28 protein-coding genes and 1 pseudogene are annotated in these 26,161 nt (G+C 66.2%); 18 read left to right on the top strand and 11 right to left on the bottom strand.

Annotated features, from left to right (window positions below):
• Position 1: 1 nt before the first annotated feature.
• The 7 genes from ispH to KR541_RS13025 all read left to right on the top strand — a co-directional run bounded on the left by ispH (position 2) and on the right by KR541_RS13025 (position 6,671).
• Positions 2-982 carry a 4-hydroxy-3-methylbut-2-enyl diphosphate reductase gene (ispH, locus tag KR541_RS13055; RefSeq protein WP_050017533.1) on the top strand — a complete coding sequence of 327 codons (981 nt, stop codon included), beginning with the start codon at positions 2-4 and terminating at the stop codon, positions 980-982.
• A gap of 269 nt (positions 983-1,251) precedes the next feature.
• A complete protein-coding gene (locus tag KR541_RS13050) occupies positions 1,252-1,896 on the top strand; it encodes a hypothetical protein (RefSeq protein ID WP_050017532.1) in 645 nt (214 codons plus the stop codon).
• Between the two features lie 211 nt (positions 1,897-2,107).
• Positions 2,108-3,058, top strand: a complete 951-nt coding sequence (locus KR541_RS13045) for a branched-chain amino acid ABC transporter permease (protein WP_021160758.1) — start codon at positions 2,108-2,110, stop codon at positions 3,056-3,058.
• Between the two features lie 19 nt (positions 3,059-3,077).
• Positions 3,078-4,247: an ABC transporter permease subunit gene (locus KR541_RS13040; RefSeq protein ID WP_006488940.1), complete on the top strand. Its 1,170-nt coding sequence runs from the start codon at positions 3,078-3,080 to the stop codon at positions 4,245-4,247.
• 23 nt (positions 4,248-4,270) lie between these two features.
• Positions 4,271-5,047: an ABC transporter ATP-binding protein gene (locus KR541_RS13035; RefSeq protein WP_050017531.1), complete on the top strand. Its 777-nt coding sequence runs from the start codon at positions 4,271-4,273 to the stop codon at positions 5,045-5,047.
• A complete protein-coding gene (locus KR541_RS13030) occupies positions 5,047-5,763 on the top strand; it encodes an ABC transporter ATP-binding protein (protein WP_050017530.1) in 717 nt (238 codons plus the stop codon). Before KR541_RS13035 ends, KR541_RS13030 begins: the two co-directional genes overlap by 1 nt.
• 236 nt (positions 5,764-5,999) lie before the next feature.
• Positions 6,000-6,671: a DUF2278 family protein gene (locus tag KR541_RS13025; protein WP_050017528.1), complete on the top strand. Its 672-nt coding sequence runs from the start codon at positions 6,000-6,002 to the stop codon at positions 6,669-6,671.
• Between the two features lie 24 nt (positions 6,672-6,695).
• Here the strand turns inward: KR541_RS13025 and KR541_RS13020 are convergent, their stop codons facing one another.
• The 3 genes from KR541_RS13020 to KR541_RS13010 all read right to left on the bottom strand — a co-directional run bounded on the left by KR541_RS13020 (position 6,696) and on the right by KR541_RS13010 (position 9,673).
• Entirely contained in the window at positions 6,696-7,151 is a 456-nt protein-coding gene (locus KR541_RS13020) for a GNAT family acetyltransferase (protein ID WP_216089577.1), read from the bottom strand.
• 13 nt (positions 7,152-7,164) lie between these two features.
• Positions 7,165-8,349, bottom strand: a complete 1,185-nt coding sequence (locus KR541_RS13015) for an acetylornithine transaminase (protein WP_050017526.1) — start codon at positions 8,347-8,349, stop codon at positions 7,165-7,167.
• Between the two features lie 292 nt (positions 8,350-8,641).
• The gene (locus KR541_RS13010) at positions 8,642-9,673 is read right to left on the bottom strand and encodes a CDP-6-deoxy-delta-3,4-glucoseen reductase (protein ID WP_050017525.1); all 1,032 of its coding nucleotides are present in this window, start codon (positions 9,671-9,673) and stop codon (positions 8,642-8,644) included.
• A gap of 107 nt (positions 9,674-9,780) precedes the next feature.
• Between KR541_RS13010 and KR541_RS13005 the strand changes: the two genes are divergently transcribed.
• Entirely contained in the window at positions 9,781-10,818 is a 1,038-nt protein-coding gene (locus KR541_RS13005; protein ID WP_124637676.1) for an NAD-dependent epimerase/dehydratase family protein, read from the top strand.
• On the opposite strand, the gene KR541_RS13000 is transcribed toward KR541_RS13005, so the two are convergent.
• Positions 10,801-10,989: a hypothetical protein gene (locus KR541_RS13000; RefSeq protein WP_050017523.1), complete on the bottom strand. Its 189-nt coding sequence runs from the start codon at positions 10,987-10,989 to the stop codon at positions 10,801-10,803. The genes KR541_RS13005 and KR541_RS13000 overlap by 18 nt on opposite strands.
• Positions 10,990-11,095: 106 nt before the next feature.
• Positions 11,096-11,812: a pseudouridine synthase gene (locus KR541_RS12995; protein ID WP_050017522.1), complete on the bottom strand. Its 717-nt coding sequence runs from the start codon at positions 11,810-11,812 to the stop codon at positions 11,096-11,098.
• A 112-nt stretch (positions 11,813-11,924) separates the two neighbouring features.
• On the opposite strand from KR541_RS12995, the gene copC reads away from it, so the two are divergent.
• The 4 genes from copC (at position 11,925) to KR541_RS12975 (ending at position 14,922) form a co-directional block, all read left to right on the top strand.
• Positions 11,925-12,299: a copper homeostasis periplasmic binding protein CopC gene (gene copC / locus KR541_RS12990; protein ID WP_216089576.1), complete on the top strand. Its 375-nt coding sequence runs from the start codon at positions 11,925-11,927 to the stop codon at positions 12,297-12,299.
• A 66-nt stretch (positions 12,300-12,365) separates the two neighbouring features.
• Positions 12,366-12,866, top strand: a complete 501-nt coding sequence (locus tag KR541_RS12985; protein WP_050017520.1) for a DinB family protein — start codon at positions 12,366-12,368, stop codon at positions 12,864-12,866.
• 182 nt (positions 12,867-13,048) lie between these two features.
• Complete coding sequence (locus KR541_RS12980) at positions 13,049-13,822, top strand: SDR family oxidoreductase (protein WP_027785181.1); 774 nt, start codon at positions 13,049-13,051, stop codon at positions 13,820-13,822.
• 164 nt (positions 13,823-13,986) lie between these two features.
• Positions 13,987-14,922, top strand: coding sequence for a LysR family transcriptional regulator (locus KR541_RS12975; protein WP_209926354.1), 936 nt, complete (start codon positions 13,987-13,989; stop codon positions 14,920-14,922).
• A 111-nt stretch (positions 14,923-15,033) separates the two neighbouring features.
• Here the strand turns inward: KR541_RS12975 and KR541_RS12970 are convergent, their stop codons facing one another.
• Positions 15,034-15,921 (bottom strand): LysR substrate-binding domain-containing protein, encoded by an 888-nt coding sequence (locus KR541_RS12970; protein WP_089488746.1) that lies wholly within the window; start codon positions 15,919-15,921, stop codon positions 15,034-15,036.
• A 106-nt stretch (positions 15,922-16,027) separates the two neighbouring features.
• Here KR541_RS12970 and KR541_RS12965 point away from each other — a divergent pair, with 106 nt between their 5' ends.
• Positions 16,028-16,918 (top strand): alpha/beta fold hydrolase, encoded by an 891-nt coding sequence (locus KR541_RS12965; protein WP_050017517.1) that lies wholly within the window; start codon positions 16,028-16,030, stop codon positions 16,916-16,918.
• Between the two features lie 30 nt (positions 16,919-16,948).
• Here KR541_RS12965 and KR541_RS12960 read toward each other — a convergent pair whose 3' ends face one another.
• Together KR541_RS12960 and KR541_RS12955 are read right to left on the bottom strand one after the other, a co-directional pair.
• Positions 16,949-17,848, bottom strand: a complete 900-nt coding sequence (locus KR541_RS12960) for an SDR family oxidoreductase (protein WP_050017516.1) — start codon at positions 17,846-17,848, stop codon at positions 16,949-16,951.
• A 44-nt stretch (positions 17,849-17,892) separates the two neighbouring features.
• On the bottom strand, positions 17,893-18,630 hold the full coding sequence (locus KR541_RS12955) for an SDR family oxidoreductase (RefSeq protein WP_050017515.1): 738 nt from the start codon (positions 18,628-18,630) through the stop codon (positions 17,893-17,895).
• A 120-nt stretch (positions 18,631-18,750) separates the two neighbouring features.
• Between KR541_RS12955 and KR541_RS12950 the strand changes: the two genes are divergently transcribed.
• On the top strand, positions 18,751-19,653 hold the full coding sequence (locus KR541_RS12950) for a LysR family transcriptional regulator (RefSeq protein WP_050017513.1): 903 nt from the start codon (positions 18,751-18,753) through the stop codon (positions 19,651-19,653).
• Positions 19,654-20,267: 614 nt separating this feature from the next.
• On the opposite strand, the gene KR541_RS12945 is transcribed toward KR541_RS12950, so the two are convergent.
• On the bottom strand, positions 20,268-20,870 hold the full coding sequence (locus tag KR541_RS12945; RefSeq protein WP_050017512.1) for a TetR/AcrR family transcriptional regulator: 603 nt from the start codon (positions 20,868-20,870) through the stop codon (positions 20,268-20,270).
• A gap of 132 nt (positions 20,871-21,002) precedes the next feature.
• Here KR541_RS12945 and KR541_RS12940 point away from each other — a divergent pair, with 132 nt between their 5' ends.
• The 4 genes from KR541_RS12940 to KR541_RS12925 all read left to right on the top strand — a co-directional run bounded on the left by KR541_RS12940 (position 21,003) and on the right by KR541_RS12925 (position 25,062).
• Positions 21,003-22,085 (top strand): alkene reductase, encoded by a 1,083-nt coding sequence (locus KR541_RS12940; protein ID WP_050017511.1) that lies wholly within the window; start codon positions 21,003-21,005, stop codon positions 22,083-22,085.
• A gap of 49 nt (positions 22,086-22,134) precedes the next feature.
• A complete protein-coding gene (locus KR541_RS12935) occupies positions 22,135-22,923 on the top strand; it encodes an SDR family NAD(P)-dependent oxidoreductase (RefSeq protein ID WP_050017510.1) in 789 nt (262 codons plus the stop codon).
• Positions 22,924-23,149: 226 nt separating this feature from the next.
• Positions 23,150-24,013 carry an alpha/beta fold hydrolase gene (locus tag KR541_RS12930; RefSeq protein ID WP_050017551.1) on the top strand — a complete coding sequence of 288 codons (864 nt, stop codon included), beginning with the start codon at positions 23,150-23,152 and terminating at the stop codon, positions 24,011-24,013.
• Between the two features lie 47 nt (positions 24,014-24,060).
• Positions 24,061-25,062: an NADP-dependent oxidoreductase gene (locus tag KR541_RS12925; protein ID WP_050017509.1), complete on the top strand. Its 1,002-nt coding sequence runs from the start codon at positions 24,061-24,063 to the stop codon at positions 25,060-25,062.
• Between the two features lie 326 nt (positions 25,063-25,388).
• Here the strand turns inward: KR541_RS12925 and KR541_RS12920 are convergent.
• Positions 25,389-25,495, bottom strand: a pseudogene (locus tag KR541_RS12920) (IS5/IS1182 family transposase); the annotation flags it as partial.
• Complete coding sequence (locus KR541_RS12915; protein ID WP_050018300.1) at positions 25,486-26,118, bottom strand: TetR/AcrR family transcriptional regulator; 633 nt, start codon at positions 26,116-26,118, stop codon at positions 25,486-25,488. The pseudogene KR541_RS12920 and the gene KR541_RS12915, both read right to left, overlap by 10 nt.
• Positions 26,119-26,161 lie beyond the last annotated feature (43 nt).

The raw sequence follows: 26,161 nt of genomic DNA, 5'->3' as shown, positions 1-26,161 counted from the left end.
CATGAGTACCACCGATACGCTGTCCGGGCAGACCGTCGCCGCCGACGCCGAAATCCTGCTGGCCCAGCCGCGCGGTTTCTGCGCGGGCGTCGACCGCGCGATCGAGATCGTCGAGCGCGCCATCGCGATGCACGGCGCGCCGATCTACGTGCGTCACGAAATCGTCCACAACAAGTACGTGGTCGAGGATCTGAGGAAGAAGGGCGCGATCTTCGTCGAGGAGCTCGAGGAAGTGCCGGCCGGCAATACCGTGATCTTCAGTGCGCACGGTGTGTCGAAAGCCGTGCGCGACGAGGCCGACGTGCGCGGCCTGCGCATTTACGACGCAACCTGCCCGCTCGTCACGAAGGTGCACGTCGAAGTGGCGAAGATGCGCCAGGATGGCGTCGACATCGTCATGATCGGGCACAAGGGCCATCCGGAAGTCGAAGGCACGATGGGCCAGGTCGAGCGCGGCATGCACCTCGTCGAAAGCGTCGAGGACGTACAGAAGCTCGAGCTCGCCGATCCCGAACGCATCGCGCTCGTCACGCAGACGACGCTGTCCGTCGACGACGCGGCCGAGATCATCGGCGCGCTGAAGGCGAAGTATCCGAAGATCCGCGAGCCGAAGAAGCAGGACATCTGCTACGCGACGCAGAACCGCCAGGACGCGGTGAAGTTCATGGCGCCGCAATGCGATGTCGTGATCGTGGTCGGCAGCCCGAACAGCTCGAACTCGAGCCGGCTGCGCGAAGTGGCCGAAAAGCGCGGCGTGGCCGCGTACATGGTCGATGCACCGGACCAGATCGATCCGGCGTGGGTCGCCGGCAAGCGCCGCATCGGCGTGACGGCCGGCGCGTCGGCGCCCGAGGTGCTCGCCCAGGCCGTGATCGCGCGGCTGCGCGAACTCGGCGTGCGCAACGTCCGCGCACTCGACGGCATCGAGGAAAACGTGTCGTTTCCGCTGCCGCGCGGGTTGAACCTGCCGCCCGCCGCCTGATTGCCGCATCGCACCCCGCGGAACACCGAAGCGCGCCTTCCCGGCGCGCTTTTTTTGTGCCTCGAAATTCATATCGCAACCATTATTCCCAGCGATGGTGCAACCCGGTTGCTCTCGGCTCGCGCAATCGTGTCTCAAAATTGGTTGCAATGCAGGAAAACCCCATCGAATCAGGAATATTGGCGGCCTATAAATGGAGTTACAATGCGGCCGTTTTCAAGCCGGAATGGCTTTGAAACGGGTTTTGGCAAGGCGCGGGAGACCATTCAATGCATGTGAAGTTGGCTTACGCCGTGTCCGTCGCCGCACCGGTTGCAATGCTTGCCGGTTGCAGCAAAAAGAGCGACGACGGGGCGGGCAGGAAGGCTGCGGGGTTCGCGGCACCATCGGCCAGCGGCGTGCGCGCCGCCGGAACCGGACGGGCGGCGCCATCGGCGCGCCGTCTCGTGCAACAGGGCAGGGACAAGGAAAACGGGGCACGTTTGACGATCGAGGAAATCAACGCGCTTGGACCGGCGACCGGTCCGGCAGCGGGCATGCCGGCTGCATCGCGGCAAGCCGCCGGTCGACGGAAGCCGGACGATCGCGGCGTTGCCGGCAGCGTGCAGACGCCTCTGTTCCCCCTTCAATTCGATTCGACGAAACAGCGCGCCGCCGCGACCGACCGTGTCGTGGCGCGCCGTCTGGTTCGTACGATGGATTCCGATGCAGTCCTGACGAACGTCGGGCGCGGCCGTCGCAACGCCTTGTCGGGCGACGTGGCGCGGAATCCGATCCGTCCTGGCGCGATGCTTGCATGGCACCGGACGGACCAAGGCACGGATGCCGGGAAACCGGACGACGGCCGTCTCGGCATGCTGCCCCACGACTTCAAGGAGGCCACGAACACCGTCCTCGATGTCGTGACGATTTAGCGACGGGACTCATGACGGCACCGGATCAGTGCGGTGCCGTTTTTGTATCCGCTCCGGCGGCAGGTCCGGCCGTACAGGCCGGGCGGCGCGCGCCGGGACGATCCACCCTTACCGGTATCGACTAGTACCCGCAGTGTCGCCGAGAAGGCGCGATTCCTCGCTTACCCGCGGGGCGCAACGTCCTCCGGCAGCACGGGCCAAGGAGCTTTAAATGGATATTTTCGTCCAGCAGGTTCTCAACGGGCTGGTGCTCGGCAGTGTGTACGCCATCATCGCGTTGGGATACACGATGGTGTACGGCATTCTCGGCATCATCAACTTCGCGCACGGCGACGTGCTGATGATCGGCGCGATGGTCGCGCTGTCGGCCATCACCGTGCTGCAGAATCACTTTCCCGGACTCGGCAACGTCGCGACGCTGACGATCGGCCTGGGCATCGCCGCGGTCGTCTGTGCGTTCGTCGGCTTCACGATCGAGCGCGTCGCGTACCGGCCGCTGCGCCGCGCGCCGCGCCTCGCGCCGCTGATCACCGCGATCGGCGTGTCGATCCTGCTGCAGACGGCTGCGATGATCATCTGGTCGCGCAACCCGCTGCCGTTCCCGCAATTGCTGCCGACCGACCCGATCAACGTGATCAAGGCCACCGACACGACGCCCGGCGCCGTGATCTCGGTCACCGAAATCGTGATCATCGCGGTCGCGTTCCTCGTGATGGGCGGCCTGCTGCTGCTCGTGCACAAGACCAAGCTCGGCCGCGCGATGCGCGCGATCGCCGAAAGCCCGAATACGGCGAGCCTGATGGGCGTGAACCCGAACTTCGTGATCTCCGCGACGTTCATGATCGGCTCCGCGCTCGCCGCGCTGGCCGGCGTGATGATCGCGTCCGAATACGGCAACGTGCACTTCTACATGGGCTTCATCCCCGGCATGAAGGCGTTCACGGCCGCGGTGCTCGGCGGGATCGGCAACCTCGGCGGCGCGATGGTCGGCGGCGTGCTGCTCGGCCTGATCGAGCAGCTCGGGGCCGGCTACATCGGCAACCTCACGGGCGGCGTATTCGGCAGTAACTACCAGGACGTGTTCGCCTTCGTCGTGCTGATCATCGTGCTGGTGTTCCGTCCGTCCGGCCTGCTGGGCGAACGGGTCGCGGACCGCGCGTAACGGAAGGGGAGCAAACAACATGACATCCATTCAACCGATCGAATCGTCGACGTCGCTCGTCGAAGAGCGCAACACCGCCAAGACCGTCGTCATCGGCCTCCTCACTGCGGTCCTCGTGATCGCCGCGCCGATCGTGATCGGCTCGGCCGGCGGCAACTACTGGGTCCGCGTGCTCGACTTCGCGATGCTGTACGTGATGCTCGCGCTGGGCCTGAACGTGGTGGTCGGCTTCGCCGGCCTGCTCGACCTCGGCTACATCGCGTTCTACGCGGTGGGCGCGTACACGGCGGCGCTCCTGAGCTCGCCGCACCTGACCTCGCAGTTCGAGTGGATCGCGGCGCTCGCGCCGAACGGCCTGCACGTGCCGTTCCTGCTGATCGTGCCGATCGCGATGGCGCTCGCGGCGACCTTCGGGATCCTGCTCGGCGCGCCAACGCTGCGCCTGCGCGGCGACTACCTGGCGATCGTCACGCTCGGCTTCGGTGAAATCGTCCGGATCTTCATGAACAACCTCGACCGTCCGGTGAACATCACCAACGGCCCGAAGGGGATCACGGGCATCGATCCGGTGCACGTCGGCGGCTTCAACCTGTCGCAGACGCATACGCTGTTCGGCTTCCAGCTGCCGTCGGTGTACATGTACTACTACCTGTTCGTGCTCTGCTCGCTGCTGGTGATCTGGGTGTGTACGCGTCTGCAGCACTCGCGTATCGGCCGCGCGTGGGCCGCGATCCGCGAAGACGAGATCGCCGCGAAGGCAATGGGCATCAACACCCGTAACGTGAAGCTGCTCGCGTTCGCGATGGGCGCGTCGTTCGGCGGCCTGTCGGGCTCGATGTTCGGCGCGTTCCAGGGCTTCGTGTCGCCCGAGTCGTTCACGTTCTGGGAATCGATCGTCGTGCTCGCGTGCGTGGTGCTCGGCGGCATGGGCCACATCCCGGGCGTGATCCTGGGTGCGGTGCTGCTCGCGATCTTCCCGGAATTCCTGCGTTCGACGATGAGCCCGCTGCAGCATGCGCTGTTCGGTCATGACATCGTCGATACGGAAGTGATCCGTCAGGCGCTGTACGGCCTCGCGATGGTGATCATCATGCTGTATCGCTCGGAAGGCCTGTGGCCCGCGCCGAAGCATGAGGACAAGATCGCGAAACTGGCGAAGCGCAACAGCAAGAAGCCGGTGCGCGCGTAACCTACGGACAAGGGGATAAACACATGAGCGACAAGCAAATCCGACTGTCCGTCTCGGGCGTGAACAAGCGCTTCGGCGGGCTGCAGGCGCTGTCCGACGTCGGCCTGCAGATCAAGGAAGGCGAGATCTACGGGCTGATCGGCCCGAACGGCGCCGGCAAGACCACGTTCTTCAACGTGATCACGGGCCTTTACACGCCGGACTCCGGCGACTTCAAGCTGGACGGCACGAACTACACGCCGACGGCCGTGCACCAGGTGGCCAAGGCCGGCATCGCGCGCACGTTCCAGAACATCCGCCTGTTCGGCGGGATGACGGCGCTCGAGAACGTGATGGTGGGCCGCCACGTGCGCACCAAGCACGGGCTGCTCGGCGCGGTGTTCCAGACGCCGGCCGAACGTCAGGAAGAGCGCGAGATCAAGGAACGCGCGATCGAGTTGCTCGACTACGTCGGCGTGCTGCAGTACGCGGACTACACGTCGCGCAACCTGTCGTACGGTCACCAGCGCCGGCTGGAAATCGCCCGTGCATTGGCGACCGACCCGAAGCTGCTCGCGCTCGACGAGCCGGCAGCCGGGATGAACGCGACCGAGAAGGTCGAACTCACGCGCCTGCTCGACAAGATCCGTTCGGACGGCCGCACGATCCTGCTGATCGAGCACGACGTGAAGCTCGTGATGGGGCTGTGCAACCGGATGACGGTGCTCGATTACGGCAAGGTGATCGCCGAGGGTCTGCCGCAGGACGTGCAGAAGAATCCGAAGGTGATTGAGGCATATCTCGGCGCAGGGGTGCACTGATGGCAGCGGCAATGTTGAAAATCAAGGGCTTGCAGGTCAACTACGGCGGCATCCAGGCCGTCAAGGGCGTTGACATGGAAGTCCGCCAGGGCGAGCTCGTGACGCTGATCGGCGCGAACGGCGCCGGCAAGACCACGACGATGAAGGCGATCACCGGCCTGAAGCCGTACTCGGCGGGCGACATCGAGTACGACGGCAAGTCGATCAAGGGCGTGCCGTCGCACGAGCTGCTCAAGCGCGGCCTCGCGATGGTGCCGGAAGGCCGCGGGATCTTCGCGCGGATGTCGATCATCGAGAACATGCAGATGGGCGCGTACCTGCGCAACGACAACGACCAGATCAAGAAGGACGTCGACCGGATGTTCGGCTTCTTCCCGCGCCTGAAGGAACGGGCGACGCAGCTCGCGGGCACGCTGTCGGGCGGCGAGCAGCAGATGCTGGCGATGTCGCGCGCGATTCTGAGCAAGCCGAAGCTGCTGCTGCTCGACGAGCCGTCGATGGGGTTGTCGCCGATCATGGTCGAGAAGATCTTCGAAGTGGTGCGCGAGATCTCGAAGGAAGGCATCACGGTGCTGCTGGTCGAGCAGAACGCACGCCTCGCGCTGCAGGCAGCCGATCGCGGCTACGTGATGGACTCGGGCACGGTCACGATGGAAGGCGACGCGAAGCAGATGCTCGACGATCCGAAGGTGCGCGCCGCGTATCTGGGCGAGTAAGCGATCGAACGAACGAGTCCGGTTGCGCGCGTCGCACCCGGGCTGTCGAAAGCCGTTACGGGAAACCGTGACGGCTTTTTTTCGTATGGGGCGATTCGCGTCGAACTGTGCGCACGAAGGCGACTCCATTCGACTATTGGATCGTGCATGCGGCTGGCGCGCCGGCCGCCCGCAGCCCGCAAACCGACACACGGGCCGCGTAGCATCGATTACCCATCGGCACACGGAGAACGCGCATGAGTCTGGACTACGGTTTCGTGAAGGCGAAGGTGAAGTCGATCGCGAAGCTGAAGGGTTCGCCGCACGGCAGCGAGATCCAGTATCACGTTCACCTGACGCTGGCGCTGCCGGCAGGTGACTGGGACGTCGCGATCAACGTCGGTACCAACGACGCGGACGACCTGCTGAACTACAAGCTCGTCTACGATTTCCATCATCCGGTCACGCAGACGCTCGCGGCCGCGGCCGAAGGCTACACGGACCTGACCGGGCAAACGGCGTTGCCCGCGCTCGACTATCTGCGCAGCGACATCCTGGGCGACACGGGCGCGTGGCGCGCGAGTGCGGTGATGGACGGCACCGAGCATCCGGAGCCGATCCCGTCGCTGCTGCGGCTCGTGAACGCCGCGCAGTCGCAGGGGCTCGACGTCGTCGTGTTCGGCCGCACCTATGCGCAAGGCAACGGGATCCACGACACGCACATGAACCAGGGCTCGACGGGTCCGAACTACCTGCATCGCGCGGGCGACGACCACAACGATCACAACGACGTGTGGCAGGACGGCGCGCTGCTCGTGCGCGTGAGCGACACGCAGTGGGCCGCGTATTTCGCGGCGTTCGAGCAGCAGGCCGTGCCGACCGACGCGCTCGGCAATCCGCTGCCGGGCGCGGGGCCGATCACGCGCTGAGCCGCGCGGCGGCCGGCGGCGGTTTTACGCGACCGGCAGCGTCTTGCCGAACGAGATGCGTTCCTCGACGCGATAGCCGAGCGCTGCGTAGAAGCGGCATGCATCGTCGTTGCCGGGCAGCACCTGCAGGTTGATCTTCATGCAGCCGCGCGCGGCGAGCGCGCGTTCCGCATGCGCGATCAGCGCGCGGCCGACGCCGAGCCGGCGCGCGTCGTTCGCGACGCCGAACGAGTAGAGCCAGCCGCGATGTCCGTCGAAACCGGCCATCAGCGTGCCGACGACGCGCGCGCCGCTGATCGCGACGAAGAACAGTTCCGGCTGCGTCGCGAGCTTCAGCTCGATCGATCGCAGCGGATCGCGGTGCGGCGGCGCACCGGCTTCGTCGTACTGCGGGAACGCGTCGCGCCATACCGCGAGCACGGCATCGGTGTCGGCGCGTTCGAACGGGCGGATCGCGACAGCATCGGCGGCGGCATTCATCGCGGCGGTCTCCTTACAGCGTGTCGAGGATCGACCGCAGCATCGCCATCATCTGGTCGATTTCCTCGGTCGTCACGTTCAGCGCGGGCATGAAGCGCAGCAGGTTCGGCCGTGCGGCGTTCAGCAGCAGGCCGTCCGGTTGCATGTCGCGCGCCTTCTCGACGATCTGCGGGCCGATGTCCTTGCCGAGCAGCAGCGCGCGCAGCAGGCCTTCGCCGCGCTCGCCCTCGAAGCCGCGTTCCTCCGACAGCTCGAGCAGCTTGCGCTTCAGATACTCGCTGCGCGCGCGCACCCCTTCGAGGAAGCCGGGCGCGACGAGCTGCGAGATCACCGAATAGCCGACCGCCGTCATCAGCGGGTTGCCGTTGTACGTGCCGCCCTGGTCGCCGGCCTCGAACACCGCGACATCGGCCTTCGACAGCAGCGCGCCGAGCGGTACGCCGCCGCCGATGCCCTTCGCGAGCGTCATGACGTCCGGCTCGATGCCGGACAGCTCGTACGCGAACAGCGTGCCCGCGCGGCCGCAGCCGCTCTGCACTTCGTCGACGATCAGCAGCAGGTTGTGCTGCTTCGTCAGCGCGCGCAGCGCCTGCATGAATTCACGCGTGGCCGGGATCACGCCGCCTTCGCCCTGGATCGGCTCGAGCATCACGGCGACGGTCTTGTCGGTGATCAGCTTCTCGACCGACTCGATGTTGTTCAGCTCGGCCTTCGGGAAGCCCGGCACCTGCGGCGCGTAGATCGTGTCCCAGCCCGGCTTGCCGCTGGCCGACATCGTCGCGAGCGTGCGGCCGTGGAAGCTGTGGTCGAACGTGATGATCTCGTACGCGCCGTTCCTGAACTTGCGGCCCCACTTGCGCGCGAGCTTGATCGCGCCTTCATTAGCCTCGGCGCCGCTGTTCGTGAAGAACACCTTGTCGAACACGCTGTGCTGCGTGAGCAGACCCGCGAGCTTCGCCATCGGCTCGTTGTAGAACGCCGGCGACGGATTCAGCAGCTTGTCGGCCTGTGTCTTCAGCGCTTCGACGATGCCGTCGTTGCAGTGGCCGAGGCTGTTGACGGCCCAGCCCTGGATGAAGTCCAGATAGCGCTTGCCCGTGTGATCGTAGAGCCACGAACCCTTGCCGTGCGTAAACACGATGTCGGGGCGGTTCGTGATGTACATCAGCGAGTCGATTGGATAATCGTTCAGGGGCATGGCAGCAGACTCCAGCGGGCGTTGAAAGGGAAACGGGCAATAAAAAAGCCACGGAAGGCCGTGGCTGGTGGGTCGAACAGCTTGTGCGTAACCGGTGAAGCGGAGGAGGGTTACGCGCGAGTCCGTGACGAGCCGGCGGCATCCGGGCGGAGCGGCGAGCGGCGACGTCGGAGAGCGGACAGGAAGCGGTTCATGTGCGCAAGCATAAGGCATCCCGCGCCCCACTGTAAACCGCCGCGATGCCACGGATGTGACACGGCGGCGCGCAGCGGGGCGCGGGCGCGCCCGCCGCTCAGACCGGATGCGCGAGGTCGGCGGCGCTCGTGAACGAGTCCGCGTAGAACTCGTCGGCCGGCAGCGCGTGGTGCTGCGTGAAGTCGCGCTGCGCGGATTCGACCATCACCGGCGCGCCGCACGCATAGACCTGGTGGCCGGACAGATCGGGCAGGTCCTCGATCACCGCCCGGTGGACGAAGCCCGTGCGGCCCGTCCATCGGTCGGCGTCGTCCGGCTCGGAGAGCACCGGCACGTACTTGAAGTTCGGGATCTCGCGCGCCCACTGCTCGGCGAGTTCGGCGAGATAGATGTCCTTCTTGCGGCGCGCGCCCCAGTAGAGCGTCATCGGACGCGTGATGCCCGAGTGCTTCACGTGCTCGATGATCGCCTTGATCGGCGCGAAGCCGGTGCCCGACGCGAGCAGCACGATCGGCTTGTCGGAATCCTCGCGCAGGAAGAACGTGCCGAGCGGGCCTTCGAAGCGCAGGATGTCGCGCTCCTTCATCGCGCCGAATACGTGGTCGGTGAACTTGCCGCCCGGCATGTGGCGGATGTGCAGCTCGATCGGGCCTTCCTCGTGCGGCGCGTTCGCCATCGAGTAGCTGCGGCGCGAGCCGTCCTTCAGGATGAATTCGACGTACTGGCCCGCGAGGTACTGCAGGCGTTCGTTGGCCGGCAACTGCAGCTTCACGACCATCACGTCGTCCGCCTTGCGTTCGAGCGCGGCGATCCGGCACGGCAGCTTCTTCACCTGCACGCCGTCGACGCCGGCGATTTCGCGCACGTCGATCTCGAGATCGCATTGCGCCTTCGAGCAGCACAGCAGCGCGAGGCCGCGCGTGCGTTCGTCGTTGGACAGCGCCGACGCGGCGTGCGGGCCCTGTTCGATCTGGCCCGACACGATCTGGCCCTTGCAGGAGCCGCACGCGCCGTTCTTGCAGCCGTACGGCAGATGGACGTTCTGGCGCAGCGCGGCCGCCAGCACGGTTTCATCCGACTCGACCTGGAATTGCCGGCCGCTTTGCTTGAGAGTGACGTTGAATGCCATAGAACCAAACTAGAACAAAATGGGGGGACCGTGCATGTCGCGCACGGCAGCTACAATGCAAAACCGTTGCGCGTCGCGCAACGGCGGCTACTGATCTCGCAACCAACATGATCGCGACACGAATCCTGCGCCGGCCGCGCGTACTGATCGTCGGCTGCGGCGACGTCGGCATGCGCTGCGTCGCGCAATGGCGTGACGCGCGCCCCGACCTGCGCATCCTCGCGCTGACGAGCCACCCGGCTCGCCGCGACGAACTGCGCGCCGCGGGCGCGACGCCGATCGTCGGCGACCTCGATCGCCGGGCGACGCTCGGCCGCCTCGCGGGCCTTGCCCGCACGATCCTGCATCTCGCGCCGCCGCCATCCGGCGGCCGCGACGACCGGCGCACGCGTGCACTGATCGCCGCAACGTCCATGCCCGCGCGTCGGCCGGCGGTACCGCCGGCATCGGCAGTCGGCCGGCTCCGAACGCTGCGCGGCGCGGCGCGACAGGCCGGCGCGTCCGTGCGGGCAGCGCGTATTGTACCCGAGGGTCTTCGCGCGCCGAGGCTGGTCTACGCCAGCACGACGGGCGTCTACGGCGACTGCGGCGGCGCGCGCATCGACGAAACGCACCCGCTGCGCCCCGCGAACCCGCGCGCATTCCGGCGCGTGTCGGCCGAGCGGCAACTGCGTGCGGCGACGGTGCGCGGCGTGCTGTCCGCGCGCATCGTGCGCATTCCCGGCATCTATGCGGCGAACCGTCTGCCGGTCGCGCGGCTCGAGCGCGGTACGCCGGCGCTCGAGCCGGCCGACGACGTGTACACGAATCACATCCACGCGGACGATCTTGCGGCGATCCTGCGTCGTGCGGCCGAGCGCGGCAAGCCGGCGCGCGCCGTGCACGCGTCGGACGATACCGAACTGCGGATGGGAGAGTATTTCGACCGGGTCGCGCAGGTGCTCGGCCTGCCGAAGCCGCCGCGTGTCAGCCGCGCGGACGCGGAGCGCGTGCTCGAGCCGACGCTGCTGTCGTTCATGCGCGAGTCGCGGCGCCTGTCCAACGCACGGCTCAAGGCCGAATTGTGCGTGACGTTGCGCTATCCGACCGTAGACGATTTCCTTCAAACGCTCGCGCCGGGCGGTGCGTCAGGTGAGCGCCGGTAACGCCTCGATCAGCAGGAAGCACAGCAGCGCACCGATCAGCGCGCCGATCAGGTTCGGATGATATTTGTGCTTCAGATGCATCGCGGCCAGCAGGCCGCCGATCACGATGACGCCGATGACCGCGAACGCGATCATCACGGACGACAGTTCGAAAGAATGGTTGATGTTCATGGTGTCTCCCCCTGCATCACTGCTCTTGCAGCTTGTGATTTCAGTATAGCGGGGGAACCTGCAGCCGAGAGGCCGCCAGGCACCGAACGGTCGTGCGGATTTTCCCTTACAGGGTTTGGACGGGATTGCGCAGCATGGAAAGGTCGGCTTCGTCGAGCCACCGCCATGCGCCCGGCGCGAGATCGGCCGGCAGCGTGAACCCGCCGATGCTTTCGCGGTGCAGCAATTCGACGCGGTTGCTCGCCGCCGCGACCATCCGCTTGACCTGGTGGTATTTGCCTTCGAGCACGGTCAGCGCGAGCGTGTGCGGGGCGCGGGCGTCGGCGGCGACGGCCGCGATCGGCTTCGGCTCGCCATGTAGTTGCACGCCGGTGCGCAGCGCGTGCAATTGCGCATCGTCGAGCGGGTGGCGCACGGTCGCGACGTAGGTCTTCGGCACCTTGCGCTTCGGCGACGTGTACGCGTGCACGAACTGGCCGTCGTCGGACAACAGCAACAGGCCGGTCGTGTCCTGGTCGAGCCGGCCGACGCACTGCACGCCGCGCGCGACGAGCGGCGCGGGCAACAGGCTGAACACGCTCGCATGGTGCTGCGGATCGCGCGAGCATTCGTAGCCGGCCGGCTTGTTGAGCGCGAGATACGCGCGTGCGTGGAACGGCCAGGCCGTATCGTCGACCGTGAACACGAGGCCGTCGGTATCGAAGGTGGCGTCCGGGTCGGGCGCGACGGCGCCCGCGACGGCGACGCGGCCTGCTTCGATCAGGCCGCGGCACTGGCGGCGCGAGCCGAAGCCCTGGGTGTAGAGAATGCTTTCGAGATCCATGGCGCGCGCATTCTATCAAGCGCGGGCGCCCGACCGGCATGAACGCGTCTGCGCTGGTAAGCTGCCGGAACTGCGCCGCGCGCGGCGCCCGTTCATTCTTCACGGACAGTCCATGCGTTTCGATTCATTCCCGTTCGGCCGACACGTTGCCACCGTCATCGTGGCCGCGACCGTTTCGTCGGCCGCGTTCGCGCACGCGCATCTCGCAACGAGTGACCCGGCGGCGGGTGCGACGCTGGCCACCGCACCGGCCGCCGTCACGATCGACTTCACCGAGCCGCTGGAGCCGGCATTCAGCTCGATCGTCGTCGTCGATGGCGCCGGCAAGACTGTGTCGGACGGCCGCGCGCGCATCGACGCGTCGAACCGCAAGCGGATGACGGTGCCGCTCGCGGCGCCCGGCACGGGCGCGTACACGGTGAAGTGGGTGGCCGTCGCGACCGACGGGCATCGCCCGCAGGGCGCGTACGGCTTCAGCGTGAAGTGACGCAACGGCGGCGGCAGGCCCGTGCCAGGATTGCCGCTCGCCTTCATCCGACAGGGAGGCTCCCGCATGAATCCGACGACGCTCGACGCACTCGCCGATTTTCCCCGTCAGCTCGAAGCGCATTTCGCGGCCGTGCCCGACGGCTATGCGCGCTGGACCCCCGACGACTGGGCCGGCATGCCGAGCGAGCATTTCTCGCCGCTCGGGCAGCTCTGCCACGTGCGTGACATCGAGATCGACGGCTATCACGTGCGGCTGCGTCGCATGCTCGACGAAGACCACCCGCTGCTCGTGTCGATCGATGGCGACGCGCTCGCGATCGAACGGCGCTACGACGACGCGTATGCGTCCGACGTGCTCGCGGCGATTCGCGACGCACGGCGCGAGACGCTGGCGCTGCTGTCACGCCTAACGCCCGAACAGTTCGAGCGTACCGGCGAATTCGACGGCTACGGTTCGCTGACCGTGCGCGGGCTGGTCCATTACCTGTGCAGCCACGACCAGCAGCACCTGGCCGGCATGCAGTGGCTGCTCGGCAAGATCGACGCGGCGCGGTACGCGCGCTGAGCCGGCCGGCGGCGGCGCCGCAATCGGTCGCGGAATCCGGCGCCGCCGTCGGTGCGGCAGATCACCTTGCGCGGCTTCGATTGGATCGGTTTTCTGGATAATCCATCCAGCGTCGACCGGCTGATCGGCGCGTCGCGTATGCCTACACTCCTAGCTTCGTTCAACGAAAAAAGGAGTCAACCGTGGCAACTCATACGCTCGCAGACAAGGTCGTCCTGATCGCAGGCGGCGCAAAGAATCTCGGCGGCCTGATCGCGCGGGACCTGGCGGGCCACGGCGCGAAGGCGGTGGCGATTCACTACAACAGCGCGGCGTCGCAGGCGCAGGCCGAGGAGACGGCCGCGGCGGTGCGCGCGGCTGGCGCGCAAGCCGCGACGTTCCAGGCGGACCTGACGACGGCCGCCGCGGTCGAGAAGCTGTTTGACGACGCGAAGCAGCGCTTCGGCAAGATCGACATCGCGATCAACACGGTCGGCAAGGTGCTGAAGAAGCCGTTTACGGAGATCAGCGAGGCCGAGTACGACGAGATGTTCGCGGTCAACAGCAAGTCGGCGTTCTTCTTCATCAAGGAAGCCGGGCGGCATCTCGAGGATCACGGCAAGCTCGTCACGCTCGTGACGTCGCTGCTCGGCGCGTTCACGCCGTTCTACGCGGCGTACGAAGGATCGAAGGCGCCGGTCGAGCATTTCACGCGCGCGGCGTCGAAGGAGTACGGCGCACGCGGGATCTCGGTGACGGCCGTCGGGCCGGGCCCGATGGACACGCCGTTCTTCTATCCGGCCGAAGGCGCCGATGCGGTCGCGTATCACAAGACGGCCGCCGCGCTGTCGCCGTTCAGCAAGACCGGGCTGACCGACATCGAGGACGTCGTGCCGTTCATCCGCCATCTCGTGACCGACGGCTGGTGGATCACGGGCCAGACGATCCTGATCAACGGCGGCTATACGACCAAGTAACCGGGCCGCTTGCGGCCGCGCGGCGCGCCGCAATGGCGCGTTTGCGTGGACAATGGACGGGCGCGCAGCCACGAGGCCGCGCGCCCGTTTTCTCTTGTCGCCGAAGCCAGCCGCGCTGCGTGGCGGCCGGCGCCGACCGTCGTTCGAACTCGGGTTTCCCGTCGATGGACAAACTGGATCAGGTCAGGATCTTCCTGCAGGTTGCCGAGATGGGCAGCTTCATCAAGGCCGCGCATGCGCTCGACGTGCCGCGCGCGACCGTGTCGGCGGCCGTCCAGCAACTCGAGACGGCGCTCGGCACGCGGCTGCTGCACCGCACGACGCGCCAGGTGCAACTGACCGCCGACGGCGCGCTGCTGCTCGAACGCGGCCGGCGCCTGCTCGCGGAGGCCGACGAACTCGACCGCCTGTTCCGGCGCCGCGACCGCGACGTGGTCGGGCGGCTGAACGTCGACGTGCCGAGCCGGATCGCCCGCCGCGTCGTGGCGCCCGCGCTGCCGTCGCTGTTTCGCCGCCACCCGAAGCTGCAACTGTCGCTCGGGTCCACCGACCGCGCGATCGACCTCGTGCAGGAGGGCGTCGATTGCGCGATCCGCGTCGGGCGGCTCGCGGACAGCAGCCTCGTCGTTCGGCCGCTTGGGCAGTTCACGCTGATCAACTGCGCGAGCCCCGACTACCTGCGCGAATGCGGCGTGCCCGAGCATCCGGATGCGCTCGCGCACGGGCACCGGGCGATCGGCTATGCGTCGCCGACGACGGGGCGCGAACTCGGCTGGGAATATTGCGCGGACGGGCAGCGGCACATGCTGACGCTGCCGAGCCGCGTGATCGTCAACAACGCCGAAACCTACATCGCCAGCTGCGTCGCGGGAATGGGGCTGATCCAGATTCCGCGCTTCGACGTCGAGCATCTGCTGGCAAGCGGCGCACTCGTCGACGTGATGCCCGGCCACCGCGCCGAGCCGATGGACGTGTCGGCCGTGTATCCGCACCGCCGGCATCGCTCGAGGCGGCTCAACGCGTTCATCGAGTGGTTCGGCGCGTTGATGGTGGAGGCATTGAACGACGCGGGCGCGAGCGACAGCGACAGCGGCGACTGAAAGCGGCATCGTGCCGGTATCCGCGGCCGTCCGCCGATCACCGACTCGTGACGCCGCTCGATCGGCGCCGGCGCGAGACGGCGGCCCGTGCGGCGAGCGCGCCGCGCGTGCTCAGTCGGCGAACTGCCGCGTGCGCCCGGTGGCCCGCACCGCGTCGATCAGCGCGGCGCCGACGCCGGCGGGTTTCGACGCAAATGCGTAAAAGCGGGCGGCCGGCAGCGCCGGCAGGCCGTCGTGCGGCCCGCACGCGCGCAGGCCGTCGCGCAACTGGCTGCGCGCGAGCGCCGTGACCGCGAAGCCGGCGAGCGCGGCCGACATGCAGCCGGCCATGCTCGCGCTTTCGAACAGCACGCGAAACGGCCGCAGCGCCGCTGCGAGCGCGGACACCGCGGCTTCCCGATACACGCACGGTTCCGGAAACAGCGCGAGCGGCACGCGTTCCTCGGCGTCGAGCGCCGTATCGGCCGCGAATGCCCACACGAGCGGCTCCTCCCACAGCAGTTCGCCGGGCGTGTCGACCTGTCGGCACTGCTTGCCGAACACGACGTCGAGCCGGCCCAGCGATTGCTCCCGTAGCAGCGACGCGGTGATGCCGACTTTCAGTTCGATCGATGTGCGCGGATGGCCGTCGCGGAACGTGCGCAGCACCTGCGGCAGCCATGTGCCCGCGAAATCCTCCGACGCGCCGACTCGCAGCGGCCCGTGCGCCGGTGCGCCGCGCAGCCGCGCGCGCACCTCGCGCTCCATGTCGACGATGTTGCGCGCGTACGCGTACAGCGTGTCGCCGGCCGGCGTCAGCGCGATCCGGCGGGTCGTGCGCGCCAGCAGCACGGTGCCGGCCGCCTGTTCGAGCCGCTTGATGTGGCCGCTTACGGCGGACGGCGTCAGCGCGAGGCGTTCCGCGGCCGGCGCGAACCCGCGGCTGTCGACGACTTCGAGAAAGGTGCGCAGCAGCGCGATGTCGAGCGCGGTCGACGCGGGATCGGTCGGCGGTTCCATGGATCGATTCAACGCGATATTCGAAGAGTGAATCATGATACTCCGCGAATCGTGATGAAAGGCCGACCTACCATCGGAAGCTCATGCTGACCTGACGGAGTACACGATGACGACCTATACGCATGCGACGACCGCGTCGCTGGACGTTGCCTATCTCGAATGGAACCCGCGCGGCGAGCGCGTGGCCGTGCTGCTGCACGGCTGGCCGGACAGCCCGGTCGGCTGGGAGGCGGTGGCCGCGGGGCTGGCCGCACGCGGCTACCGCGTGCTCGCGCCCGCGTTGCGCGGCTTCGCGCCGACGCGCTTTCGCGACGCATCCGTGCCGCGCAGCGGCCAGCTCGCGGCGCTCGGGCGCGACCTGCTCGAATTCGTCGACGTGCTCGGCATCGAGCGGCCCGTGCTGGTCGGGCACGACTGGGGCGCCCGCGCGGCCGCGAACGCGTGCGGGCTGCGCGACGGTGCCGCATCGCAGCTGGTGATGCTGTCGGTCGGGTACGGCACCAACGATCCCGCCCAGCCGCTGTCGCTGCAGCAGGCGCGCAACTACTGGTATCACTGGTTCATGGCGACGCCGCGCGGCGAACAGGCGCTGCGCCACGACCGCCGCGCGTTCGCGCGCCTGATGTGGGATACGTGGTCGCCGCCGGGCTGGTATCGCGACAGCGATTTCGACGCGGCAGCCGTCGCGTTCGACGGACCCGACTGGATCGACGTCGTACTGCATTCGTACCGGCAGCGCTGGGGCTTCGCGCCGGGCGCGCCGGCCTATGCCGACGACGACGCGCGGCTGAACCCGGCGCCCGTGCTGGCGGTGCCGACGCTCGTGCTGCATGGCGGCGCGGACACTTGCAACCATCCCGACAGCTCGGCGGGGCGCGAGCGGTTCTTCGCCGGGCGCTACGAGCGGCAGGTGCTCGACGGAATCGGGCACTTCCCGCAGCGCGAATCCGCGGCGGCGGTCGCGGACGCGATTCTCCGGTTCTGCGAGCGGGATTGACGCGCGCCGGCCGGCCCGGCGCGCGAACGATCAGCCGTCGATGCGCGGCGCGAGCAGGTCGCCCAGGCCGATGTTCCTGAACATCTCGCGGCGGATGCGATCGCCGACGCGGAACACTTCCTCGGCGCCGTCCTGCGACGGGTCGACGAACACGCGGTACGGGCGCTTGCCGGCCGGCGCCGCGACGAGTTCGGCAATCGCCGTGGCGACGGCGCCCGCGTCGGCGTCCGCCGGTTCAAGCGCGGCGAGGCCCTTCAACGCCTGATCGGCGACGCCCGCGTACGGCCCGCCGTCGTAGGCGGCTTGCACGGCGGTATCGGCCGGCTTGCCCGCATGGAGGAAGTGATTCGTGCCCCGCGTGAACGCGCCCGGCACGACGATCGACGTTTCGATGCCCCAGCGCGCGAGCTCGGCCGCGTAGGACACGGCGAGCGAGTCCATCGCGGCTTTCGCGGCGAAGTAGGGCGCGAGGAACGGCGGCGTGCCGCCGCGCGCCGACGAGGACGACACCCACACGAGCAGGCCGCGGCCCTGGCGGCGCAGATGCGGCAGCGCCGCGCGGTTCACGCGCTGGGTCGACACGACGTTGACGTCGTAGAGCTGCGCAAGCTGCTCGGGCGTGAACGCTTCGGCCGGCCCGAACACCATATGGCCGGCGTTGTGGACGACGACGTCCAGACGCCCATTGTCGGCGATCACGCGATCGATGGCGGCGTCGACGGAGGCGTCGTCGCCGACGTCGAGTTCGACGCTGCGCAAGTCGACGCCGTGTTGTTGCGCATAGGCGGCGATGGCGGCGACGCGCGGCGCATTGCGCCCGGCGCTCTCGCGCATCGATGCGTAGACCGTGTGACCGGCGCGGGCGAGCGCCTGGGCCGTCAGCAAGCCGAAGCCGCTGGACGCGCCGGTGACGAGGACGACTTGGTTCATGAGCATTCTCCTGGCGGAAAGATGAGGCGGCGGTGAGCGGTCCGTCAGCACATGCCGCCGTTGGCGCGCAGGATCTGGCCGTTGATCCACGCGCCGTCCGGGCCGGCGAGGAACGCGACGACGCGCGCGATGTCGTCGGGCTGGCCGAGCCGCTCGAGCGGGTTCAGCTTCGCGAGCCGATCGATGAGTTCGGGGCTCTTGCCCTGCAGGAACAGCTCGGTCGCGACCGGTCCCGGCGCGACGGCGTTCACGCGGACGCCGCGCCCGCGCATTTCCTGCGCGAGCACCTGCGTGAGGCTTTCGACCGCGGCCTTGCTGGCGACGTACACGCCGTACGTCGGCATGCGCATGCCGATCACGCTGGTCGACAGGTTGATGATGCGCCCGCCGTCGCGCACCCGCCTGGCCGCTTCGCGGCAGACGTTGAACGTGCCTTTCACGTTGATCGCGAACGTTTCGTCGAACAGCGCGTCGTCGCAGTCGGCGATGGCCGACAGCTTCATCACGCCTGCGGAATTGACCACCACATCCAGACCGCCGAATGCGTCGCGGGTGGCGTCGAACAGCGCGGCCACGGCCGCTGGATCGGCGACGTTCGCCTGCACCGCGACCGCATGGCCGCCGTCGGCGACGATCGCGTCGACCACTTCGCGGGCCGGGCCGGCGCTGCCGGCATAGTTGACGACGACCCGGAAGCCGTCCCGGGCGAGCTGGCGTGCGATTTCCGCGCCGATGCCGCGCGACGAACCCGTGACGAGGGCGACTTGTTCCGATGTGCTCATGTCCTGCTCCTGATGAAGGTTGAATGCCGTTCGATCCGGCGACAGGACTTACTGTAGGCTTCCTCGATCAATAAAAATAATGAATAATCATCAGTCAATGAATGACTGAAAGTATGTCTCATGGGATTCGACAGCAGATTGCTCAGCGGTATCGGCGTGCTCTCGGCGGTGATCGAGGCCGGCACCTTCGCGCGGGCGGGCGAGGCGATGGGGCTGACTCAACCGGCGGTGAGTCGCGCCGTCGCCCGGCTGGAAGAGCGGGTCGGCATCCGGATCTTCAACCGGACGGCGCGCGCGATCACGTTGACCGACGAAGGGCGACGCTTTTACGAGGCGGTCGCGCCGCTGCTGGCCGGCATCGAGGAGGCGGCGCTCGACGCCGGCCAGTCGAAGGCGCGCGTGAGGGGGCGGCTGCGGGTCAACGTGGACGGCACGTTCGGCCACTACGTGCTGGCGCCGCGGATGGCGGAATTTCTCGACCGCTTTCCCGACCTGTCGGTCGAAATCAGCGTGCGGGACCGGATGGGCGACCTCGTCGCCGACGGCTTCGACGTGGCGGTGCGCTTCGGCATCCCGGAGCCGTCGTCATATCGCGCGCGGCTGCTGCTCGAGACGCGCGTGCTGACCTGCGCGTCGGCGGCCTACGTCGCGCGTCATGGCGAACCGCGGCACCCTCGGGATCTCGCGGACGCTCACCGGTGCGTGCTGATCCGCGATCCGGTGACGGGGCGGCCGTACGAATGGGAGTTTCATCGCGGCAAGGAAGTCGTGCCGGTCGACGCCGCCGGCAGGCTGACGGTCAACGATACGGGCGGGCTGCTCGGCGCGTGCCTGGGCGGTGTCGGCATTGCGCAATTGCTCGAGCTCTATGCGCGGGACGTGCTGGCCGACGGGCGGTTGGTGCAGTTGTTGCCCGAGTGGGCGGACGAGACGTTCCCGCTTTATGCGTATCACCACGCGTCGAATCTCGTTTCGGCGAAGGTGAGGGTGTTTCTGGATTTCGTCCGCGAGTTGATGGCCTGAGCGTACCGGGCGGCAGGCCGCCGTCGATCACTGGGTGCGGTGCGGAACGCGCGCCATAAACAAAAAACCCGCGAAGCGGCGAGCTTGCGCGGGTTTCGACAAAGGCAGCGCATGACGCTGCGAAAGACTGGTGCCAGGGCCGGAATGAAATAATTCTATGTGAGGCCCGTAGTATAAGGATATTGCTTGTGTGGTGTTGCTGAGTTGCCCCCAGAGTTGCCCCCCGCGCTTCTGGCAGCCGCAGAATTCATATCGCTCTGCTGCGTGTGCCGTTCGGGCGAGGTCGTTCAGAGGATATCAACAGGCGTATCGGCGTAGGCTCGATCAGTCGAAGGCCGGTGCCGTGCGGAACGTTGCTGTGCCGCCGGAAGCAAAAATATCTGGAGATTTGGAGATAGACGGTTGTATCGGCCTGTAAGCCTTGTCTGGCAAGGCTGTGGTTATCTCCAAGTCTATCTCCAAAGTACACATTATCTTGGAGATAAAGTTGGAGACAGACTGCTTGAGCTATGGCGTCCGCACGACGACGTTGAGAGTTGCCCTGCCTTCTGGAACGCTGCGCGCAAAGAACGCCCCGCGCGCCCACACCCTCGAGCCGCCGTTACGCTAGAAAGTTACTTTGCAACCGTCGCATCGCCCACGGTCACCGACGGGCTCATTGACGCGAGAATCGCGTCGCGGCAAACGGCAAGGATTTCATCAGCCAGCGGCGAATCGTCTGGGCAGGCGCGCGACATGACAATGGCACCGACCGCGTGCGCCAGTATGTCAAGTGACCTGGCTCGCGCCTGGCCTGCGTCCACACCGTCTAACGCACTGCCTTCAGGGCATAGCGCAGCCAGCAGGCTCTCAATGCCGGCCGCAAACGTGGCCCGAACCGCTTCCGGCTGACGGACGGCATCCCCGCCCAGTGCGGCCATCGTGCAACCGGTCGCGCGGGTGTCGCGGTGCTCGCGGGAAAGGTAATAGCGCACAAACTCAGGCGCGCGTACGCCTGCGCTCAGCGCCACAGTTTGCGCGATGCCGCAGGCCGCCGATTCCGCCATCAGGTCGGCCTTGGAGCGGAACTGCTTGTAGAAGCCGCCGTGGGTAAAGCCGGCGGCGGCCATCAGATCGGCAACGCCAACCCCGTCGTAGCCACGCTCCCGAAACAGCTTCGACGCCGTCTCGACGACGTGTTCCCGGTTGGCCTGCGCCTGTGCCTTGGTGATCTTCATTTCCTGACCACTGTGAATGCATGTCTGCGAAGGCTTCATTATACATTGATGTCGACCATCATCAAAAACCTTGACAGCTTAGATTATGAGCATCATTATTGATCTCACTCCTAACCCCGAAGCTGACGCAACATGACCGACAAGACGCTTTTCGAGCCCTACACCCTTGGCCGCATGACACTCTCAAATCGCTTTGTCATGGCACCGCTGACCCGGAATCGCGCAGGCGCGGGGCTGGTACCCAGCGAACTGGCAGCGACCTACTACGCCCAGCGCGCCTCGGCCGGCCTCATCATCACGGAGGCCACCCAGGTGTCGGCCCAGGCCCAGGGCTATCAGGACACTCCGGGCCTGTATACGCCCGAGCAGATCGCCGGCTGGCGCAAGGTCACAGAGGCTGTGCACGCCAAGGGTGGGCGCATCTTCGCGCAGCTCTGGCACGTCGGCCGTGTTTCGCACGTCGATGTCCAGCCAGGCGGCGCTGCGCCTGTCGCGCCTTCGGCCATTCGCGCGGAGACGAAAACCTTCGTCAACAACGGATTTGTAGACGTGTCCCAGCCGCGTGCGCTGGCGCTTGTTGAGTTGCCGGGCATCGTGAACGATTTCCGCCAGGCTGCGGCCAACGCTATTGCGGCCGGCTTCGACGGCGTGGAGATCCACGGTGCCAACGGCTATTTGCTGGAGCAGTTCATCAAGGACGGGGCCAACCAGCGCACTGACGCCTACGGCGGCTCAATCGAGAACCGTGCGCGCCTGTTGCTCGAAGTCGTCGCTGCGGTGGTGGAAGAAATCGGCGCCGACCGCACCGGTGTGCGCATCTCGCCCGTGTCGCCGGCTAACGGCATCTGGAGTAGCGATCCGCAGTCGCAATACAACTACATCGCCGGGCAGCTCAGCGCGCTGGGCATCGTCTACCTTCACGTGGTCGAGGGTGCGACCGGCGGTCCGCGCGACGTCGCACCGTTCGACTACGACGCACTCCGCAGCCTGTTCAGACAAACCTACCTGGCCAACAACGGCTACGACCTGGAACTCGCTACTGCCAGGCTCAACGAGGGCAAGGCGGACCTGTTCGCCTTCGGCCGTGCATTCATCAGCAACCCCGATCTGGTCGAACGCCTGAAGACCGGCGCACCGCTGGCGCAGCCCAACTTCGCCACGCTCTATGGTGGCGGTGCTGCGGGTTACACCGACTACCCGACCGTCGCCGTCTGAGGCGCTGCTTGCGCCTGCGCCCAAACCGCTCTTTCAAAGGAATTAACACATGACCACGCTCCCGACTGTTCTCATCACCGGCGCCTCCTCAGGCATCGGTTCCATCTACGCCGAACGCTTCGCCGGCCGCGGCCACGATCTCGTTCTGGTCGCTCGCGACAAGGTACGCCTCGATACGCTGGCCGCGCGCCTGCGTGAGGAAAGCGGTGTGGCCGTCGACGTGCTGCAAGCCGACCTGACCCAGCCTGGGGATCTGGCCGCGGTCGAGACTCGCCTGCGCGACGATTCTCGCATAGGCATCCTGATTAATAACGCCGGCATGGGTCAGGCGGGTAGCTTCGTGCAGCAGACCGCTGAGGGCATCGAACGACTGATCACGCTGAACACCACGGCGCTGACGCGGCTCGCAGCCGCGGTCGCTCCGCGCTTCGTGCAGTCGGGGACTGGCGCGATCGTCAACATCGGCTCAGTGGTGGGTTTCGCGCCTGAGCTCGGCATGTCGATCTATGGTGCCACCAAGGCCTTCGTGCTGTTCCTGTCGCAGGGATTGAACCTGGAGTTGTCGCCCAGCGGCGTCTACGTGCAGGCAGTACTGCCGGCGGCGACCCGTACGGAAATCTGGGAGCGGACCGGCATCGACGTCAACGCGCTTAACGAGGTGATGGAGGTCGGCGAACTGGTTGATGCTGCGCTGGTCGGCTTCGATCGCCGCGAACTCGTCACCATCCCGCCGCTGCACGTGGCCGGGCGCTGGGACGCACTGGATGGCGCGCGTCAAGGGCTCATGTCGGACCTTCGACAAGCGCATGCGGCCGATCGCTATCGGCCAGAAGCCTGAGCACTGCGGCTTCTGTCTTACCCCAAAGCCAGCAATGCCTCATCGTGCGGCTGGAAGCGTGAGCACGTCCGGGCCGCCGACCTGCACCCCGGAAAGCTTGCACGAGCTATCCGGGCAGTCGGCCTCGCCGAAGTGCATGGCGTTGCATATGCGGTACTCCAGGGCCTGGCGCGCGGCGCACCGTCGAGGACGTCAACGCGTTAAGGCCACCACCAGGGAAGCGATGATGAACAGTTTCAACCCGGATAGCCACTCGGCAACGGCCTATGCGCATGCTCGGAACAAGCAGGTCAGCGCTGGTGGAATCACGTTCGCGTACCGCGAACTGGGCCGGCACGGCGGCATTCCGCTGATCCTGCTTAACCACTGGGGTGCCGTGCTGGACAACTTCGATCCGCGCATCGTCGATGGCCTGGCCCGCAAGCATCGCGTAATTGCGATCGACTATCGGGGAATCGGTTCGTCTGGCGGCATTGCGCCCGTGACCGTAGACGGGATGGCGCGCGACACTATCGCGTTGATCCGTGCAATGGGTTTCGAACAGGTCGATCTGCTCGGCTTTTCGCTCGGCGGCTTCGTGGCGCAGGACGTGGCGCTCAAGGCGCCCGACTTGGTGCGCAGGCTCATCCTCACAGGCACGGGGCCCGCGGGCGGCCAGGGCATCGATCGCGTGGGGGCGATGTCCTGGCCTCTGATGTTCAAGGGCTTGGTGACATTGCGCGATCCCAAAACCTATATGTTCTTCACCTCCACCGCCAACGGCCGGCAGGCAGCAAGCGCATTCTTGAAGAGGCTCAAGGAACGCAAGGCGGGGCGCGACAAGGGGCCGACACCTCGCGCCTTGCTTCGCCAGCTCAAGGCGATCAAGGCGTGGGGCCAGCAAGCGCCGCAGGATCTCACCCGCCTGCACATGCCTGTCCTGATCGCCAATGGAGACAACGACATCATGGTGCCCACCGTATTGAGCCATGAAATGGCGCGCCGCATTCCCAACGCGCAGCTCGTGATTTACCAGGACGCCGGGCACGGAGGCATCTTTCAGTATCACACCGACTTCGTGATCAAAGCACTGGAGTTTCTGGCGCAATGAATCCTTCGCGGACGGCGACAGGTACCCAACATCGAATTTAGAACACCATGAAAGCACTCACCTTCAAACGCTATGGCAAGTCACCCGAGATCGCGTTCGCCGAAGTGCCTCGCCCCACGCTAAAGCCTGACGAACTGTTGGTCCAGGTCCACGCGGCGGGGTTGAACCCAATCGACAACATGATTCCGGCAGGAACTTTCAAGCCCGTCCTCAAATTCGAGTTGCCGGCCACGCTCGGCAGCGATATTTCTGGTGTGGTGACCGAGGTCGGCAGCAGTGTGACGCGTTTCAAGCCGGGTGATGCCGTCTTTGCCAGCCTCTTCGATCTAGGTAGGGGCTCGATCGCCGAATTCGCGGCGGTGCCGGAGCGCGTTGCGGCGTCGAAGCCGGTCAATCTGGACTTCGTGCAGGCTGCCGCCGTTCCGATGGTCGCGCTTACCTCCTGGCAGGCGTTGAAGGAGCGCGCCAATATTCGAGCTGGCCAGAAGGTGTTCATTCCTGCCGGGTCCGGCGGTATCGGCACGTTTGCGATCCAGTTGGCAAAGCACTTCGGCGCCAGGGTTGGAACAACCACCAGTACGCGCAACATCCAACTGGTAACCAGTCTGGGCGCCGACGAGATCGTCGACTACAAAAAGCAGGAATTCGAAAAAGTGCTGCGTGACTACGACGTAGTGCTTGGCACTATTAGAGGTGATGCGATTGAAAAATCCGTTGGCATCCTCAAACCGGGGAGCAAGATTGTGTCTCTCATCGGGCCGCTGGACGCGGCGTTCGCCCGTGCTCGCAGGCTGAACTTTATCCTGAGGTTGATATTCGGACTAATGAGCCGCAAGATCATGCGGCTTGCGAAAACGCGGGATGTGGCGTATTCATTTCTCTTCGTACGTCCCGATGGAAACCAGCTCGCCGAAATTGGCGAACTCCTCAAGTCGGAACAGGTTCGCCCAGTGATTGACAAGGTGTTTCCGTTCGACCAGGCGAAAGACGCGCTGGAATATCTGGCCCAGGGACGCGCCAAGGGCAAGGTCGTCGTGAGGATGAAGTGAGGTTGACGGCTGACAGTGGTTCTTGCCCTTGCTTTTGAAGAGGCCGAGCGGCGCCTAGGTCCAGACTCAATAGAGAACCGGATGGCCGCTCAGGAATGTTCATCCGACACTCCGATGTCAGAGCGAGAAAGCGAGCGAATGACGCTTGTTGGCCGGCTAGCGCCCGACGACCAAGCGTGCCGATCGCCGCGGGCGAGGCCATTAATGCAAAGGGCATAAAACGACCCTTCTCTGTCGTTCCCCTCAGGTCGCAGTAGCGACCGCTATCGTGTGTAAAGCGGCCTCTGCCTGCCCGCGCGGGCGGCTTTTGCGCTCATGTAATGAGCCTAGCCCATCAGTCGTCCACGCATCATCCATAGGTTGCTCGGGGCGAACAGCGTATGCAATTGCTGCGTGTTCTTCATCGGCCGCGATAGCGCACCTTCAGATGCCACCGTGCGCGGCGATGAACATGGCGACGGCCGACCGGCAATAGGATGCGATTTCGTTGTCGTCCTCTGCTCTCGCCTCATCGAAGCGTGCGATCAGCAGGAAATCCGATCCTTTGAAAAGCGCGGCAAACAAGCGGGCGGACCGGAGAGCGTCGGGCACGTTGAGCATCCCTTTCGCGTGCAACTGACGCAACACGGCCTCAATGTGGGCGATGACACGGGCAGGCCCGGCTTCGTAATGAAGCTTGCTTAACGATTTTTGATTCGTCTTGTCGGCCAAAACCATCGCTTCGACACTGCGAACGTCCGGGCTCAACAGCGTGCGAAGCAGGGACGATCCCACCGCCATGAGCTGATCTTCGGCCGACCCGTCGACGCCGTCAGAAAGGGCCTCCGGTGCGAACTGATCGCAGCGGGCTACCATGGCCGCGCTGAACAGCGCCTCCTTGTTCTCGAAGTGCCGATAGATGCTCAGCTTGGATATCTTCGCCCGCTGCGCGACCTTGTCCATGGTCGTCGCTTGAAAACCCAATTCCACAAAGAGTTCGCAGGCAGCGTCGACGATCGTTTGGCGAAGCGCCTCGTTGGCGGGCCGGCCGCGCCGGCCCTGGCTATTTTCGGTCACGACAATTCCAGTACTTGACAGTATTCAAATTCCAATATTACGA

Source organism: Burkholderia sola (assembly GCF_905400185.1).
Classification (GTDB): domain Bacteria; phylum Pseudomonadota; class Gammaproteobacteria; order Burkholderiales; family Burkholderiaceae; genus Burkholderia; species Burkholderia sola.
Note: the sequence above shows the minus strand (reverse complement) of the source record. Positions and strands in the feature narration are given on the sequence as shown.